The sequence below is a fragment of the Micropruina sp. genome (genome assembly GCF_047602385.1).
In the GTDB taxonomy this organism is placed as follows: domain Bacteria; phylum Actinomycetota; class Actinomycetes; order Propionibacteriales; family Propionibacteriaceae; genus Micropruina.
The window spans coordinates 933,914-950,474 of sequence record NZ_JASGHL010000002.1 but is presented as its reverse complement, the minus strand read 5'-3'; the positions used below and the strand labels follow the sequence as shown (position 1 = coordinate 950,474).

General features: G+C 69.6%; 15 protein-coding genes. 7 read left to right on the top strand and 8 right to left on the bottom strand.

Features of this window, described 5'->3' with window-relative positions:
* Positions 1 to 30 precede the first annotated feature (30 nt).
* Positions 31 to 1,182, top strand: a complete 1,152-nt coding sequence (locus QM711_RS09340) for an LLM class flavin-dependent oxidoreductase (RefSeq protein ID WP_415098565.1) — start codon at positions 31 to 33, stop codon at positions 1,180 to 1,182.
* On the top strand, positions 1,179 to 1,784 hold the full coding sequence (locus QM711_RS09335) for a CE1759 family FMN reductase (RefSeq protein ID WP_415098563.1): 606 nt from the start codon (positions 1,179 to 1,181) through the stop codon (positions 1,782 to 1,784). The genes QM711_RS09340 and QM711_RS09335 overlap by 4 nt, the downstream gene beginning before the upstream one ends.
* 38 nt (positions 1,785 to 1,822) lie before the next feature.
* Here QM711_RS09335 and QM711_RS09330 read toward each other — a convergent pair whose 3' ends face one another.
* Together QM711_RS09330 and QM711_RS09325 are read right to left on the bottom strand one after the other, a co-directional pair.
* Positions 1,823 to 3,079, bottom strand: a complete 1,257-nt coding sequence (locus QM711_RS09330; protein WP_415098561.1) for an ATP-binding protein — start codon at positions 3,077 to 3,079, stop codon at positions 1,823 to 1,825.
* A gap of 233 nt (positions 3,080 to 3,312) precedes the next feature.
* Positions 3,313 to 4,338, bottom strand: coding sequence for an SDR family oxidoreductase (locus QM711_RS09325; RefSeq protein ID WP_415098559.1), 1,026 nt, complete (start codon positions 4,336 to 4,338; stop codon positions 3,313 to 3,315).
* A gap of 48 nt (positions 4,339 to 4,386) precedes the next feature.
* On the opposite strand from QM711_RS09325, the gene QM711_RS09320 reads away from it, so the two are divergent.
* Together QM711_RS09320 and QM711_RS09315 are read left to right on the top strand one after the other, a co-directional pair.
* A complete protein-coding gene (locus QM711_RS09320) occupies positions 4,387 to 4,944 on the top strand; it encodes a TetR/AcrR family transcriptional regulator (protein WP_415098557.1) in 558 nt (185 codons plus the stop codon).
* Positions 4,945 to 4,989: 45 nt separating this feature from the next.
* Positions 4,990 to 6,450 carry a M1 family metallopeptidase gene (locus tag QM711_RS09315; protein WP_415098555.1) on the top strand — a complete coding sequence of 487 codons (1,461 nt, stop codon included), beginning with the start codon at positions 4,990 to 4,992 and terminating at the stop codon, positions 6,448 to 6,450.
* Positions 6,451 to 6,490: 40 nt separating this feature from the next.
* On the opposite strand, the gene QM711_RS09310 is transcribed toward QM711_RS09315, so the two are convergent.
* Entirely contained in the window at positions 6,491 to 8,266 is a 1,776-nt protein-coding gene (locus QM711_RS09310) for an MBL fold metallo-hydrolase RNA specificity domain-containing protein (protein WP_415098553.1), read from the bottom strand.
* A 13-nt stretch (positions 8,267 to 8,279) separates the two neighbouring features.
* Complete coding sequence (locus QM711_RS09305) at positions 8,280 to 9,752, bottom strand: FGGY family carbohydrate kinase (RefSeq protein ID WP_415098551.1); 1,473 nt, start codon at positions 9,750 to 9,752, stop codon at positions 8,280 to 8,282.
* 89 nt (positions 9,753 to 9,841) lie between these two features.
* Here QM711_RS09305 and QM711_RS09300 point away from each other — a divergent pair, with 89 nt between their 5' ends.
* The 3 genes from QM711_RS09300 (at position 9,842) to QM711_RS09290 (ending at position 12,223) form a co-directional block, all read left to right on the top strand.
* Positions 9,842 to 10,249 carry a hypothetical protein gene (locus QM711_RS09300; RefSeq protein WP_415098549.1) on the top strand — a complete coding sequence of 136 codons (408 nt, stop codon included), beginning with the start codon at positions 9,842 to 9,844 and terminating at the stop codon, positions 10,247 to 10,249.
* 290 nt (positions 10,250 to 10,539) lie between these two features.
* Positions 10,540 to 11,190, top strand: coding sequence for a hypothetical protein (locus QM711_RS09295; protein ID WP_415098547.1), 651 nt, complete (start codon positions 10,540 to 10,542; stop codon positions 11,188 to 11,190).
* Positions 11,191 to 11,347: 157 nt separating this feature from the next.
* A complete protein-coding gene (locus QM711_RS09290; protein ID WP_415098545.1) occupies positions 11,348 to 12,223 on the top strand; it encodes a transglutaminase-like domain-containing protein in 876 nt (291 codons plus the stop codon).
* Between the two features lie 5 nt (positions 12,224 to 12,228).
* On the opposite strand, the gene QM711_RS09285 is transcribed toward QM711_RS09290, so the two are convergent.
* Genes QM711_RS09285 through QM711_RS09270 form a run of 4 tightly spaced genes read right to left on the bottom strand, consistent with a single transcriptional unit; the run spans position 12,229 to position 16,487 of the window.
* Positions 12,229 to 13,230 (bottom strand): LacI family DNA-binding transcriptional regulator, encoded by a 1,002-nt coding sequence (locus QM711_RS09285; protein WP_415098543.1) that lies wholly within the window; start codon positions 13,228 to 13,230, stop codon positions 12,229 to 12,231.
* 34 nt (positions 13,231 to 13,264) lie between these two features.
* A complete protein-coding gene (locus QM711_RS09280; protein WP_415098542.1) occupies positions 13,265 to 14,641 on the bottom strand; it encodes a GH1 family beta-glucosidase in 1,377 nt (458 codons plus the stop codon).
* Positions 14,638 to 15,546 carry a carbohydrate ABC transporter permease gene (locus tag QM711_RS09275; protein WP_415098540.1) on the bottom strand — a complete coding sequence of 303 codons (909 nt, stop codon included), beginning with the start codon at positions 15,544 to 15,546 and terminating at the stop codon, positions 14,638 to 14,640. The genes QM711_RS09280 and QM711_RS09275 overlap by 4 nt, the downstream gene beginning before the upstream one ends.
* Positions 15,543 to 16,487: a carbohydrate ABC transporter permease gene (locus QM711_RS09270; RefSeq protein ID WP_415098538.1), complete on the bottom strand. Its 945-nt coding sequence runs from the start codon at positions 16,485 to 16,487 to the stop codon at positions 15,543 to 15,545. The genes QM711_RS09275 and QM711_RS09270 overlap by 4 nt, the downstream gene beginning before the upstream one ends.
* Positions 16,488 to 16,561 lie beyond the last annotated feature (74 nt).

The window sequence follows — 16,561 nt, the reverse complement described above, 5'->3', positions numbered from 1 at the left end:
AGTTGAAACAGCAACTATCTGGGAGCGGACATGCAGTTCGGAATTTTCACCGTCGGCGACATCACCACCGATCCGACCACGGGCGTCACCCCGACCGAGCACGAGCGGATCAAGGCCGCGGTCACCCTGGCCACCAAAGCCGAGGAGATCGGCCTGGACGTCTTCGCCCACGGTGAGCACCACAACCCCCCGTTCCACCCGTCCAGCCCGACCACGCTGCTCGGCTACGTGGCCGCGAAGACCGAGCGGATCATCCTGTCCACGGCGACCACCCTGATCACCACCAACGACCCGGTGAAGATCGCCGAGGACTACTCGGTGCTGCAGCACCTGGCCGACGGACGGGTCGACTTGATGCTCGGACGCGGCAACACCGGACCCGTCTATCCGTGGTTCGGCAAGGACATTCGCGACGGGATCAGCCTCGCCGTGGAGAACTACGCGCTGCTGCGCCGGCTCTGGCGCGAGCCGGTGGTCGACTGGGAGGGCAGGTTCCGCACGCCGCTGCAGGGCTTCACCCTGGCCCCGCAGCCGCTGGACGGCGTCCCGCCCTTCGTCTGGCACGGCTCGATCCGCAGTCCGGAGATCGCTGAGCAGGCGGCCTTCTACGGCGACGGCTTCTTCCACAACAACATCTTCTGGCCGATGAGCCACACCCGGCAGATGATCAACCTGTACCGGCGGCGCTTCGAGTTCCACGGCCACGGCCCCGCCGATACGGCGATCGTCGGGCTGGGCGGGCAGTTCTTCATGCGCCGCAACAGCCAGGACGCGGTGCGCGAGTTCCGTCCGTACTTCGACGTCGCGCCGGTCTATGGTCACGGCCCGAGCCTGGAGGAGTTCACCGCGCAGACCCCGCTGACCGTCGGTTCGCCCCAGCAGGTGATCGAGCGCACGCTGTCCTTCCGCGATCAGGTGGGCGACTACCAGCGCCAGCTGTTCCTGGTCGACCACGCCGGCCTGCCGCTGAAGACCGTGCTCGAACAGCTCGACCTGCTCGGCGAGATCCTGCCCGCGCTGCGCGAGGGCTTCGCGCAGGGACGTCCGGCAGGTGTCCCGGAGGCACCCACCCATGCCTCGCTGGTCGCCGCGGCGGCTGGGGAGCCGGCCGCCGAGACTGCTGCGGTTGCTGACGAGGTCACCGGACGCAGCCCGTACGCCGACGCGGGGGAGCCCCGATGACCGCCGAACTGGTGGTGGTCAGCGCCGGCATCGCCACGCCGTCGTCCAGCCAGTTGCTGGGCGATCGGCTGGCCGATGCCAGCCGCCGGTTCCTCGCCGGCGCCGGGGTTCCGGTCGCGGTCCGGCACATTCAGCTGCGCACCCTGGCCACCGATCTGGCCCATCAGCTCACCTCCCAGGTGCCGTCGGCGGCCTTGTCGGAGGCCTATGCCGCGGTCGGCCGGGCGGTCGGGGTGATCGTGGTGACCCCGGTGTTCAACGCGTCCTATTCGGGGCTGTTCAAGCAGTTCTTCGACCTGCTCGACGAAGGGGCGGTGGCGGGGCGTCCGGTGCTGCTGGCCGCCACCGGCGGCACGGCCAGGCATTCGCTGGTGATCGACACCGCCCTGCTGCCGCTGTTCCACTACCTGAAGGCGGTGGTGGCTCCGCTCGGCGTCTTCGCCGCGACCGGCGACTGGGGCGACGTGTCCGGACACCTGGGTGCCCGGATCGACGCGGCGTCCCGAGCGTTCGCCGACCTGGTCGCGCAACGTCCGGGGACGCCGGTCGCCGACGAGTTCGAGCTGGACGCCGGCTTCACCGACCTGCTGCGCCGAAGCTGAGCCAGCCTGCGATGTCGTCCGGAGTTTGGGCCGTCGCCTCAGGGGTGCTCCCAGAGGACTGAGATCGGCAGCCCCCAGATGCCTTGGGCGAGTTGAAGTGGCTCGGTCGACAAACCCAGGACAGCGCCACCGATGAACCGGTCACCGAGGCGGTCGGCCAGTTGCCGGATGCCTCGGACGTGATCGCTCCGGTACGTGGAAGACGCCTTCACCTCGATGAGGAAGACCCGACCGTCCTCGTACTCGATCACCACGTCGACCTCGAGTCCGTTCCTATCTCGGAAGTGGTAGAGGTCGTACCCGGTGGCTGACCACCCGCGTTGCTTGATCAGTTCGCTGGCCACGAACGCCTCGAGTTGAGCGCCGAAGGCGGTCGCTGCCGTCAGCGATTCGAGCGCGGCGGGACGCAGCCGGGCAAGTCTCGTCGCGAGCCCGGAGTCAGCGACCGAGACCTTGTGGCGACCGACCTCGCGCTTGGTGAGGTTCGCACCCCAGGGCGGCAGATCGTTGGTCAGATAGAGCGTCGACAGCGTGGCCAGATAGGTGTTGATGGTCGATTTGGGCATGGACAGTGCGTCGGCGAGGCGGGTGGGGACGAGTTCCCCGCCCTGGTTCGCAGCGACGAGTCGCAGCACGGCGTTCAATCGATCGCTGGACAACCCGCGCGACACGCCGTAGGCGTCACGGGTGAGCAGGCGATCGACGTAGCTGTCGAACCACACCCCGCGGAGGCGGTCGGTCAACTCGCGCACCTCGGGATATCCGCCGCGCGTCAAGGCGTCGACGTAGTCGCTCCGCGTCCAGGATGAGCGAGCCGTCGCCGGTTCGGTTCCCCATGCGCGCTCCACCCATGCAGCGAAACCATCCGGACGCCTACTGAGTTCGCCCTGACTCAATCCGTGCAGATCGACGGTGACCGCACGGCCGGCGAGCGAGTCAGGAGTGCGTGATAGGCGGAGAAGATCGGACGATCCGGTCATCACGAATCGCCCCGGTCTGCGATCGGTGTCGATCGCAGACTTGATGGCGAGCAATAGGGCGGAATCACGCTGCACCTCGTCGATCACGAGGGTGCCGGAGCCGGCCTGGGTGACGAAAGCGCGAGGGTCGAGACGCGCGGCTTCGGCGACGTCGACGTCGTCCAGACTGACCCTGACGTGGGGGCGTCCGGCGATGAGCATCTGGGCGAACGTGCTCTTCCCGACTTGGCGCGCCCCCTGAATGACCAACGCCGGGAACACTCCAAAAAGCTCTTCGGCATGAGGCAGGAGATGTCGAGGGATGAGATCGTTCACAACGGTCAGGGTAGCTTGTCTCGAACTTTTGCTGATACCTAGGTCGAACTTTTGCTGGGCCTAGGACGAACTTTTGCTGGGCCTAGGACGAACTTTTGCTAGGCCTGAGACGGGCGTTCGCTGGGCCGCGACTGACGACTGGGGCGATCCATCCGGGCATCTCGCGGCCCGGATCGACGCGGCGTCCCGAGCTTTCCGACCTGCTGCGCCGAAGCTGAGGCGGCGGCCGGCGACTACCGGTGGCCGAGTTCCTTGTCGAACGCGATCAGGCACCGGGCCGACTCCTCGATCGTCTGCTGCCAGGGACGCGGACTCCAGCCGAGCAGCTCGATCGCCTTGGCACTGGTGGCCGTCCGCCGCTGACCGAGCAGCGGGACCAGGTCGCCGATCTCAGTGTTGAACCGGCCGGCCAGTCGCACCAGCCAGTCCGGCAGCGCTCGGCGGGGAACGCGGCTGGCGTCGGCACCGAGCCGCTCGCGCAGCAGGGCGGCGATCTGCGGCAGGGAGACCGGCCCGGCGCCCCAGGCGATGAATCGCTCGCCCGCGGCCCGCGGCGATTCCAACGCCAGCGCATGCAGTTCGGCCACGTCGCGCACATCGACGATCCCCATCCCCAGCTTCGGCGCCCCTGGCATGCCCTGCAGCAGGGCACGCAGCAGGATCAGCGATGAGGTGGATTCGGGGCTGAGTGCGGGCCCGAAGATGCCGGACGGGTTGATCACCGACAGCTCGAGACCGTCGCCCTGGCGATCGACGAAGGCCCAAGCAGCCCGTTCGGCGAGCGCCTTCGAGGTGACATAGGCGCTCATCGGACCGCCGCCGACCACCGTCCAGTCCGACTCGTCGAAGGGCGTCGAACGCTCCGGACGACCGTAGTACACGGCGCCGCAGCTGGAGGTGCAGACGACCCGCGCCACCCCGGCGTCCCGGGCAGCTCGCAGCACCCGCACCGTGCCGTCGACCGCGGGCCGGATGACGGCCTCGGCGTCCCGGGTCGCGGTGAGCGGTGAGGCGACGTGCAGCACGGCCGCGCAGCCCTCGACCGCCTCCGCCCAACCGTCGTCGGCGAGCAGGTCGGCGACGGCGAACTCCAGCGGTGTCGCGTCCGCACCACCACGGGTCACGGCGGCTCGCACCGCGTCCGCCCTGTTCAGCTCGCGCACGGTGGTGCGCACGCGGTAACCCCGGCGCAGCAGGGTGACGATGCACCAGGCCGCGAGATAGCCGGTCCCACCGGTGACGAGAACGAGATCACGCATCTCCACTCCATTCATTGGCCAATCGGCTAATCAGCTACGATAGCGCCGATGACCACCAAGCGCACGCTGCAGGCGCAGCAGACCCGGCAAGCGGTGCTCGACACCGCGCGCCGCCTGTTTGCCGAGCGCGGCTACGACGCCACCTCGCTGCAGGAGATCGCGGACGCGATGGGGGTCCGCAAGGCGAATGTCTACTACTACTTCAAAACCAAATCGGCCCTGTTGGTGGAGTTGCTCGGCTCGCTCATCGCTCCGCTGACCGAGTTGCTCGATCGGGTCGCAGGAGTGCCCGATCCCGACGAACGGGCTCTCCGGCTGGCCGCCGGCTATGCCGAGGTGGTGGTGAACGCCTATCGCGGCCCAGGGCCGCTGAACCTGGGCGATCCCGGACTGCAACGCGAACCCGAGGCCGCTCGGCTGCTGGACGTGCTGGGCGAACGGGCGCTGGTGCTGCTCTTCGGTGCCACCCCCACGGTGGACCAGCGCGCCGCGTTCTGGCTGATCCTCGACCTGGGCCCGGTGCTTCGCCGACTCGGCGACCTGTCGGACGCCGAGCTGACCGACGCCGTCCAGCGGCTCTGCCTGCGGGTGATTCGTTCGGTCTGACCGCGGTCCGCCGGACGGCTTCGCCGGTCTGGCACGCTGGGCGGCGTGTCGCTCGTTCAACGGTTCTGGCTGATTCTCACGGTCGTGGTGGTGGCGACGGTGATCGCCCTGGCCACCCTCGGAGACCGGCTGGTGACCGGTGCCCCGAAGGTGGCGCCCGAGCCGGTCCGCGCGGCGTCCGGGCTGGGCGACCCCTACCTGCCCGAGGCGGGCGGGGCCGGCTACGACGTCCAGCACTACGAGGTGCGGGTGAACGCGGCCGGCCTCGGCGACGAACTGCGTGGCACCACCACGGTGACGGCGGTCGCCAGTCAGGACCTCGACGAGTTCCACCTCGATCTGCACCTGAGCGCCCGCACCGTGACGGTCAACGGTGGGCCGGCCACCTTCACCCAGCACGGTGACGACCTGGCGATCACCGCGGCCCGGCCACGTCCGGCGACACCGGCGATCACCGCCGGCCAGAGCTTCACCGTGACCGTCGGCTACGAGGGCGACCCGAGCGCAGTGAAGCTTCGCGGCGCCCCCGCCTACTACCGGGCGGGAAGCGAGTTCGTGATCGCCGGCGAGCCCGGGTCGGCGTCGCTGTGGTACGCCGTCAACGATCACCCCCGCGACGCCGCGACGATGGACCTGATCGTCACCGTGCCGCGCGGCCGGGAGGCGATCGGCGCGGGACGGCTGATCGAGCACGGCGCCGACCCCGACGTCGCGGACGCCGACCGCTGGCAATGGCGGGTGGACGCTCCCACGGTCAGCTACGCCACCTTCCTGGCGGTCGGGGACTACCGGATCGAGCAGGGTACGGCGGACGGACGACCGTTGGTCTACGCGGTCAGCACCCGGCTGTCCGCGAGCGCCCAGAACGACGCGTTGCGCTGGCTGCGGCAGACCCCGGCCGCGGTACGCAAGCTGGAGGCTCACCTCGGCCCGTACCCGTTCAGCGGCATCGGCGGGTTCGTGCCCGGGATGAACATGTACTGGGGTGGCCTGGAGACGGCGATGAACCCGGTCTACCACCGGCAGCTGATCGGCCGGGAGACCCTGCTCAACCACGAACTAGCCCACATGTGGTTCGGCGACACGGTCACCCTCGCCGAGTGGAACGACCTGTTCAACAACGAGAGCCTGACCAGCTACGCCGAATGGCTGGTGACCACTGGCAGCAATCCGGCGGAGAACTTCGACGGCAATTATCGCGGCCGGGCGTCCGAGGCCGACTACTGGGGGCCGGCGCTGTCCGATCCCGGGCTGCGCGAGCTGTTCGTGCGGGTCTACGACCGCGGGCCGACCGTGGTGCACGCGCTGCGCACCCGGATGGGCGACAGCACCTTCTTCCCCTTCCTCCGGGCCTGGGCCCAGCAACGCGGACCGCGCAGTCTGGAGGACTTCCGGCGGGCCGCCGACGACGCCACCCCCGAGGACCTCACCGGCTTCTTCGCCGAGTGGCTCGATCAGACCGACCGGCCCGAGCCGACCGAGGCGAACGGCGTCCCGAAACGCTGACCCTCGTAGGTCGAGCTTGTCGAGACCAGGCACCGCCCGCTCAACCGGCGAGCAGCTTCGGCACGTGGGCCAGCAGGGCCACGATCGACTGGCCGCCGGGTGTGTCCACTGCCTCGGCCGCGGCGTAGAGCGCCTCGTTCACCGCCTCGCGCAGCGGGCCGGGTTCGCCGCCGGCCAAGGCGATCGCCCGCCGCAGGGCCACCGTGACCGCAGTCTGTCGCTCGGTGGGCAGGAACGGCACCTGGCCGAGCGCCGTCGCAAGGATGACCCGGACCTGATCGCCGCTGCCCCGGCGAGCGGACGCGGGCAGCCGGTCCCCCGGTCGCTCGGGCGGCGGCACGGCCGTGGTTGCACCGGCCGACGTCGAGGGCGGCGGGCTCGGGGTGCCGGCCGGCGGAGCGACCGGTGAGGTCGCTGGCAGCCCGGTCAGCGGCGCCAGGGTGACCACTTCGCGGTAGCGGGGAACGACCGCGGTCAGTCCCAGCTCGCGGGTGATCCGGGCGGCCAGCCCAGCAGCGGAACCGGCTTCGCCATGCACGCAGAACACCGTGCGGGGTGGCGGTGAGAGCGACGCCAGCCAGTCGATCAGGTCGGAGCCGTCGGCGTGCACCGAGAACTCCGAGTCCTGCACGACCTCGGCCTTGACCGGTACGAACCGGCCGCGGAACTTCATCTCGGTGGCACCATCGAGCAGCGTCCGGCCGCGGGTGCCGACGCCCTGGTAGCCGGTGAAGACGACCGCGTTGCGCGGGTTGGGCAGCAGATGCTCCAGGTGGTGCAGCACCCGGCCGCCGGTGGCCATCCCCGAGGACGAGACGATGATGCACGGCTGCTCGGGCCGGTTCAGCCGCTTCGATTCCTCGGCATCGCTTACCTCGCGCAGGTTCGGCAGGTCCATGAACTCGTCCAGCTGCAAGTCTGAGCGCAGTCCGCCGGTGCGTGCGGCGTCCCTGTAGACGGCCAGCGCCGCGACCGCCATCGGCGAGTTCACGAAGATCGGGACGTCGGGGATCCGGCCCTCGCGCCGCAGTTGGGCCAGCGCCTTCAGCACCACCGGCGTCCGGTCGACGGCGAAGGCGGGCACCAGCACCGAGCCGCCGCGGCCGATGGTGCGGCGGATCACATCGGCCAGGATCTCGTGCGGCCGGCCTTGGGGATCAGGGTGTTCGCGGTCGCCGTAGGTCGATTCGATCAGCACGTAGCCGGCCCCGGGTGGGACGTCCCGGGACTCCAGCAGCGGGTGATCGTGGCGTCCGAGGTCGCCCGAGACCAGCACCGAGACGTCCCCGTGCCGCAGCGTCACACTGGCCGAGCCGAGGATGTGGCCGGCCCGGGTGAGCCGTAGCACCAGCTCCTCGCCGAGGTCGAGGTCGGTGTCGCAGGGGACGGCGCGCAGCAGCGGCAGCGTCCGCTCCACGTCGGCGACGGTGTACAGCGGCAGCGGCGTGTCGTGCTTGGAGTAGCCGCCCTCGGCCGCGTACCGCGCCTCGCGCTCCTGCAGGTGGCCGGCGTCCATCAGCACGATCTCGGCCAGCCGCGCGGTCGCTTCGGTGCACCAGACCGGTCCCGCGAACCCGCGGCTGACCAGGGCAGGGAGGTAGCCGCAGTGGTCCATGTGAGCGTGGGTCAGCACGACGGCGTCCAGCTCGCGAGGGTTCACCGGGAACTCGGCCCAGTTCAGTTCGCGCCACTTCTTCTCGCCCTGGAACATGCCGGCGTCGACCAGCACTTTCCGGGTGCCGACAGTCAGCAGGTGTTTCGAGCCGGTCACCGTGCCGGCGCCGCCCAGGAAGGTCAGGGTGATCGGTGGATTCATCGGCCTGCCCCGGTCAGCGGGTGACGACTTTGTCGTAGAGGCGGTCGAATCCGGCGATCCGTTCGCGGTAGTAGGCCTCGCGTCCGGACACCGGACTGATCACCTCGCCGTGCTCGGAGGGAACGAATCCGACGTCCGGAGCCAGGATCTCCAAAGCCTGCATCGCCGTCCCGTGCAGGGTGGATCGCCGGATCGTGATCGGCAGCACATCGACCCCGGTGGCATCGGCGAGCAGCTGCAGCAGCCCCGGCACCTCGGTGGTGACACTGCCGGTGGCCAGCACCCGCTGAGCGCCGCCGGCGGCTTCGGAGAGCTGGCTGAGCATTCGCTGGTACGACAGGGCGACCCCCTCGATGGTGGCCCGGTACAGGTCGGTGGCGGTGGTACCGGCCGAGACCCGGTGGAACTCGGCCCGGGCGTTGCCCACCCAGCCGGTGGAGCGTTCGCCGGTGAACCAGGGCAGCACCAGCGGGGTGAGCGGGGACGGCTCGGCGCGCAGCGCGGCGTCCAGTTCGTCGGCCTCGGGCAGCCGCAGCGTGGCCTGCAGCCAGCTGACCGCCCGTCCGACGTCGTTGAGCGCGCCGCCGAGCAGCGAGCGGTGCTCGTCCACCCGGTAGCACCACAAGCCGCGGGGCAGGTCGTCGACCAGGCCGTCGACCAGCACCCGCATCGCCCCGGACGTCGCCGCCGCCGCGACGATCGAGGACGAGTCAGTGCCGCCGGCACCCAGCGAGGAGGCGAAACCGTCCGCAATCGGCGGGAACCATCGGGCGTCGGCGAGGTTCGGATGCAGCGGCGGGAAGATCGGACTCAGCGGCTGGCTCGGGTGGGCGATCGGGGAGAACTGCTCGGCGTCCACGCCGACCAGGGCACATAGCTCGGCGTCCCAGGTTCCTTCGCGACGGTTCAGCATGCCCGTCCAGGCAGCGGTCGAGGTGCCGGCCGCGGTGGTGCCGATCAGCTTCAGGTAGGCGTACTCGCCCAGCGACATCCAGCGCCGGACCCGCCCGAAGGCGTCGGGATCGGTGTCCCGCAGCCACAGGAACCGGGGCGGCAGGTAGCCGGTGTGCTGGCGAGTCCCGGTGCGCTGCTGGGTGGCGTCCTCGTCGAGGACTGAACGGAGGTGGTCGACCTCCAAAGCGCAGCGGGAGTCCGCGTAGGTGAAGCACGGGGTCACTGCGCGACCGTCGGCGTCCACCCCGACCAGCGAGGAGGCGAAGGTGTCGAGGGCCACCCCGGCGACCGGCCCCGGGGCGGCCGCGGCGACGAACTCGACGATTTGGCGCAGTTCGTCGGCGACCTGATCGGCGTCGATGGTGGCGGTGCCGTCGGAGCCGGTGGTGAATGCGTGCGGAATCTTGAGCCGGCAACCCTGAACCGGTAGCCCGGACGCGTCGTAGAGACCTCCCCGGGTCCCCGTGCTCCCGACATCGAGACCGAGGACGTAGGGGGACCGGGCCTGCTGGGCCGCAACGCTGAAGCTCATGGCACAGACAACCATGCTGCGCCGAGTGGCGGCTAGCCGCGGTCCATCCGGCAGTTCGGATCCGGGAGCGCGCGAGTAGGGTGACCGCCATGGTCTCCAGCAGTCGTCACGAGGACGCCCGCCGTCGCCAGGAAATGGCTGCCGCCGCCCTGCGCAATGAGTCGATCGCCGCGCAGGTGCTCGTCGATGAGTTCGTCGCCACCGCGGCGGAGCGCGGGCTACGCCCTGAGCCGCTGCGGGCGTTGTTGATGGACGGCACCCGAGTGAAGAGCGACCAGGTCGGCTGGTACATCAACAAAGCGCAAACCCTCGCCATCGGCCCGGACGGCAGGTTCTTCCAGATGCTCACCACCGGGGGGCGGTTCGCCCGGTTCACCGGGGTGAAGCTCAGTCCCAGCCCGCCGCCGTTGGTCGTCGGCCGCGGCGGCCGCGACGGCGAGACCGGCGATCTGAAGGACTTCCTGGAACGCACCCTGCTCGCGTATGCGACGCCCTGAGGGTGACACGAGGCTGGCTGATCGACCTCATGAGACCGGAGCGCTTCCCTAAGAAGGGCTCCAGGAGGCTGCTGGACCGTCCACGCAGCCCCCTGGGCGAATCTGATGGTTGATAGGGCAACCAAATCCCCGAAGGTGACACGTCAAGTGTACGGCTCCGGCGCCCACCTGCCGACCCCCGGCGAGGGTGTTCGACGAACAGTTACCGAATTGTGTCCGGTTTTCGGCGGACAACACTGTTGCTGCTCCTGACAACACCTCGGACAACACCTGGTCGCCAGGGTGGCGGGATGAGTCACATCGCCGATCCGGTCGTCCGCTCACTCAACCAGGAGTGGGCTGAGCTGGCCCGACTCCCGGTTCCGCACAGCTGGACCGGATCCGCGGAGTTCGTCGGAGAGACCCTCGCCGCGATCGGTGACGACCCGGACGCCAGACTGGGCGACCTGCTGCGCTGCTGTGCCGGCGGCGATCAGCTGGCCGGCCGGGTCGTCCTGCAGGCGATGCTCGGCAAACTGGTCCGGCTGGCTGCCGAGGACGGGCGGCACGGCGTCGACGAGTATGTCGCGGAGTGCTGGCTCGGTGTGGCCACCTATCCCTTGGCCCGCCGCCCGCGGCGGATTGCCGCGAACCTGGCGATGGATACCCGCCGGCGGGTCCGGTCCGGGGACGATCGCCGTCCGGGAGTCCGCCTGGCCGCGGACGCCGACAGCGATGCGGTGAGGGTGCTCGAAGTGTCCGGGGTGGTCCGGGCGGCGACCAGGCTGGGCCTTATCGACCGGGCTGCAGGCGCCTGCCTCTACGCCGTGTACGGACTTGGTCTGCGTAGCCACGAGGCGGCTCGTGCACTCCGGATCAGTGCCGATCTGGTCCGGTGGCGCAATGCGCGCTCGATCCGCCGACTGGCGCCGCATGCCGCGATCCTGGCCGCGGTGGCCTGATGACAAGCAGGTATGTGCTCCGATTGGACAATCTAGATTTCGTCGTAGAGATAGCAAGAATGTTTCAGACATGGTTGGGAGTGACACCGTCTGGATGGGTGTGGGAGGCGGCTGCGTGCTGGGATAGGTTGGCGCCCTCACGACGAAGGGAGCCGAAGTGTCGCAGGCCCGAGCTGTGCGCACCCTGCGCATCGGTTGCGAGTTCAACCACGTCGCGCAGTCCGCCACACCGGCGATCTTCTTGATCCGGCCCGCGGCCGAGGCGGCGGTCGTCCGTGAACTCTGGACGTGCGATCCGGTCACCCCGGCTACGCAGTTCCGCGATCTGTACGGCAACGATCTGCGACGAGTGATGCTGCCGGCCGGTGAGTCGCTGGTCTCGTACTACGCGGTGGTCGAGGTGCCGGACGAGCTCGACGCCGCCGATCCGGGCGCGATGCTCAACCCACCCGACCAGTTGCCGGGCTCGACCCTGCCGTTCACCCTGCCGAGTCGCTACTGCCAGTCCGACATGCTCAGCGCCGCGGCGTGGGAGCGGTTCGGCGACCATGAGCGCAGCTTCGAGTTGGTCACCAGCGTCCAGGACTGGGTCTGGAACCACCTGGAGTACCGCACCGGCAGCACCGGTTCGTGGTGGACGGCGAAGGACTCCTTCGAGTCCGGCTACGGGGTCTGCCGCGACTTCGCACACCTGATGGTCACGCTGTGCCGGGCACTGAACATTCCGGCCCGCTATGTCAGTGGCTACCTGCCCGACCTGGACGTTCCGCCACTGCCGACAGCGATGGACTTCCACGCCTGGGTCGAGGTGTACGTCGGTGATCGGTGGTGGACCTTCGACCCGCGGCACAACGCGCGGCGCAAGGGCCACGTGCCGATCGCCCGGGGCCGGGACGCCGCCGACGTGGCGATGGTGACCAGCTACGGATCGCCGTGGCTGCGCCGGCTGACGGTGTGGGCCGACGAGGACCTGGCCGAACCGTGGCCGCCGGCCGATGTGTCGATGGCGGCCCGGGATCCGTTCGGGATCTGAGCCGGCTACGCCGATTCCCGGCGGACCAGACGGCTGGGCAGGATCACCGGCCACTCGGGCTCGCGTCCGTTCAGCTTCTCCAGCAGCATCTCGGCGGCGGTGCGGGCCAGTACGTCGGGGCGATTCTCCATCGTGGTGAGCGTCGGCCTGCTCTGGGTCGCGACCACGGAGTCGTCGAATCCCACGACCAGCAGGTCGTCCGGAACTCGCCGACCCAGCCGCTCGGCGGCCGCGATCGCCCCGGAGGCCATCAGGTCGGAGGCCACGAAAAGGGCGTCGATCTCCGGGTGGTGACCGAGCAGATCCTGGGTCGCGCGCTCGCCGCCGGCGAAGGTGAAGTCGCCCTCGGCGATCAGGTGACCGCTGAGCCCGGCGTCGGCGAGTTGGTGCTGGAAGCCGCGCAGCCGCTCGACGCTGGCCGACATGTCCATCGGGCCCGACACCGTGCCGATCGTCCGGGCGCCGCGGTCGATCAGATGACGGGTGGCGGCGGCGGCGGCCTTCACCTGGTCGACGTCCACGTAGGCCAGGCCGGGCACCCGGGGGTTGCCGACGAACACCACCGGTCGCGAGGCGGTCGCGATCGCTTGGGCGAACTCAGGGCCGTGGTGTGAGATGACGATGGCGCCGTCGGTGTGGTCGGAAAGGAAGAAGGCGAGCATCGGGTCGACGCCGTCTTGGGGGTGGGCCATCGACAGCAGCACGTGGATGCCGGTGTGCCGGAACGCCTCCAGGGCGCCGTGGTAGGCGCGCGGGAAGAAGGGGTCGGAGAAGACCCGCTCCTCGGTTTCGGGAACGAGCACGACCACCGCGCCGACCCGTCGGGTGACCAGGGTGCGGGCGGCCGTGTTGGGCCGGTACCCGAGTCTCGCCACAGCCTGCTGGACGGCCTCGGTGGCCGAGCGGGAGACCGGCACAGCACCGTTGATCACCCGGGACGCGGTCGCCCGCGAAACCCCGGCCGCGCGAGCCACGTCGTCCAGGGTGGGGCTGCTGCGCTGGCTCATCGCGGGCCCCTGCCTTCCATCTGCGCAGGTTCGCTCAGGCCTGCTCGGGCAGGCACAGCGTAGCGGTGCGGATCAGCTCGGAGTACCAGCCGGCGCTCGCCTTCGGCAGCCGGTTCAGCTCCTTGTCGACGGCCACCAGCCCGAACCGTTTGGTGTAGCCGAAGGCCCATTCGAAGTTGTCGATCAGCGACCACACCAGATAGGTGTCGATGCCCGCCCCCGCCGTCATCGCCTGGTGGACCGCGCGGAGGTGACCGCGCAGGTAGTCGATCCGCTCGACGTCGTCGATCGGGCCGGACGCCGGGTCGGGGTCGTCGATCGCCGCGCCGTTCTCGGTGATCGCCAGCGAACTGCCGGCGGGCCCGGTGTAGTCGCGGTGCAGCCCGATGAGCAGGTCGCGGAAGGCGTCCGGGGTCACCTCCCAGCCCATGTCGGTGCGGGCCAGATCGGGGCGCTCGACCACGACGGCGTCCGGGGCGGCGGGGTGCGGGGTGGGCTCGGCCGCATCTGCCCCGGCGCGGAACTGTTGCGAGGTGTAGTAGTTCACTCCGAGGATCTCGATCGGGGCGGAGATCAGCTCGAGGTCGCCCGCCCGGACCAGGTCTGCGGGCCAGGCGGCGCCGGCGTCCGCGATCACGTCGGCGGGGTACTCGCCGCGGAAGACCGGATCGGTGAAGATCCGGTGCGAGGTGCCATCGACGCGCCGCACCACGTCGGCGTCGGCGGGGCTGTCCGGATCGGCGGGATAGGCCGGGGTGAAGTTCAGCGTCAGGCCGAGCGTCGCGTCCGGATCGGCCGCCCGGAGCGCCCGGACCGCCAGTCCGTGCCCGAGCAACAGGTGATGGGCAGCCGCGTAAGCCTCCGCGGCGTCGGTGTGGCCGGGGGCGTGCTCACCGCCGGCATAGGACAGGAAAGAGGCGCACCACGGCTCGTTCAGGGTGGTCCAGATCCGCACCCGGTCGCCCAGCGCGTCGTGCACCCGCAGCGTGTAGTCGGCGAACGCGTCCGCGGTGGCCCGGTTGGTCCAGCCGCCCGGCAGCCACGCCGGCAGATCCCAGTGGTAGAGGGTGAGCCAGGGCCGGATGCCGGCCGCGCACAGGGCATCCACCAGGGAGTCGTAGAAGCCCATCCCGGCCGGGTTCACCGAACCGTCCGGGTTCAGCACCCGCGGCCAGGACACCGAGAACCGGTAGGTGTCCAGGCCCAGCGACGCCATCAGCGCGACATCCTCGCGGTAGCGGTGGTAGTGGTCGATCGCCACCCGGCCGTCCGAGCCGTCCGCGATCGCACCGGGCACCCGGCAGAACTCGTCCCAGATCGAGTCCCCGCGCGACTCGGCGGCGCCCTCGATCTGGAAGGACGATGTGGCGGCACCCCAACGGAAGCCGGGCGGGAACTGGAGGTCGCTCATCCTTTGACTGCTCCTTGCATGATGCCGGCGACCAACTGGCGTCCGGCGACGACGAACAACAGCAACAACGGGACGGTAGCCAGTACGACGCCAGCCATGATCAGCGCGAGATCCTTGAAGTAGGAGGCCTGCAGCAACTGCAACGCGACCGGCAGGGTCGGGTTGGACGAGCCGAGCACGATGAACGGCCAGAAGAAGTTGGTCCAGGAGCCGACGAAGGTGAACAACCCGAGCATCGCCGCCGCCGGCCGGGCCGCGGGCAGCGCGACATGCCAGAAGGTGCGGATCATCGAGCAGCCGTCCACCCGGGCGGCTTCGATCAGTTCGTACGGCAACGCCTCGGACAGGTACTGGGTCATCCAGAACACCCCGAACGCGGTGACCAGACCGGGCACGATGACCGCCTGCAGCTTGCCCGCCCAGCCCAGGTTCGACATCACGATGAACAGCGGGATCACGCCGAGCTGGGTGGGCACCGCCATCGTGCCGATGACGAACGCCAGCAACGCGTTGCGGCCGCGGAAGCGCAGCTTCGCGAACGAGTAGCCGGCCAGGGTGGAGAAGAAGATGACCGCCACCGAGGTGGTCACCGCCACCATCAGGCTGTTCAACAGTGCTTGCCAGAAGCCGATTCCCGCGTTCAACACGCGTCCGGCGTTGGCGAGGAAGTGGCCCTGCGGAACAGGTGCCGGGATGGGGTTCTGGGCGATGTCGGCGGCCGTCGAACTCGACAGCAGGAACGCGTAGTAGAGCGGGATCGCCGAGACCCCGACGAAGACGGCGAGCAGCAGGTAGGTGGCCCAGCCCGGACGCCGGAAGCCGCCGTCCATCCGGTGTCGTCGTCGGCGGGCCGCCTGGGCGGCGCCCTTGCCGGCCAGCTGTCCGGCCATGGCCACGGAGCTCATCGAGCCACCGCCTTCCGCTGTGCTCGACGGGGCCGGACGTCGCTGCTGGCGATCCGGCGGGTGATCGCGTAGTTGATCACGGCGAAGACGAGGATGATCAGGAACAACAGCCAGGCCACGGCGGCGGAGCGCCCGAGATTGCGCTGACCGGCCCAGCCGAGCTCGTAGAGATACATGGTGACCGTCATCCATTCGCGGTCGGGGCCGCCCAGGCCGAAGGTGTCGAACATCCGCGGCTCGTCGAAGATCTGCAGCCCGCCGATGGTGGACGTGATCACCACGAAGATGATGGTCGGACGCAGCAACGGCACGGTGACGTGGACGAAGGTGCGCCAGCGGTTCGCGCCGTCGACCACGGCCGCCTCGATGACGTCGCGCGGAATGGCCTGCATGGCGGCCAGGAAGATCAGCGCGTTGTAACCGGTCCAGCGGAAGTTGACCATGGTGGCGATCGCGACGTGCGACGACAGCCGATCGGCGTGCCAGCCGATCGGGTCGAGCCCGACCGTGCCCAGCAAGGTGTTGATCACCCCGGATTCATCGGCGAACACCTGGCCGAAGACCAGCGAAACTGCCACCGGAGCGACCACGTAGGGCACCAGGACGCCCATCCGCCAGAACGTCCTGGCCCGCAGATTGGCGTCGAGCACCGAGGCGATGAAGATGGCCAGCAGCAGCTGCGGCACCGTGGACAGCAGGAAGATGCTGAAGGTGTTGACCACGGCGTCGGCGAACCTGGGCTGGGCGAGCACGTAGCCGAAGTTCCCCAGGCCGATGAAGCCCTGGTTGCCGACCACCAGGCTCCAGCGGTTGAGCGCGACCCAGCCGGTGTAGAGCAGCGGGAACAGCCCGACCAGCGCGAACAGCAGAAAGAAGGGGGCGATGTAGAGGTAGGGAGCGCTGCGCACGTCCCATCGGCTGAGGCGTTGCCGCCAGGTCATGAGGGTCTCCGTTCGGTGCGACCGGACTGGGCGAGGGGCGGGGTGGCGGACCACCCCGCCCGATCGTGGAGGCA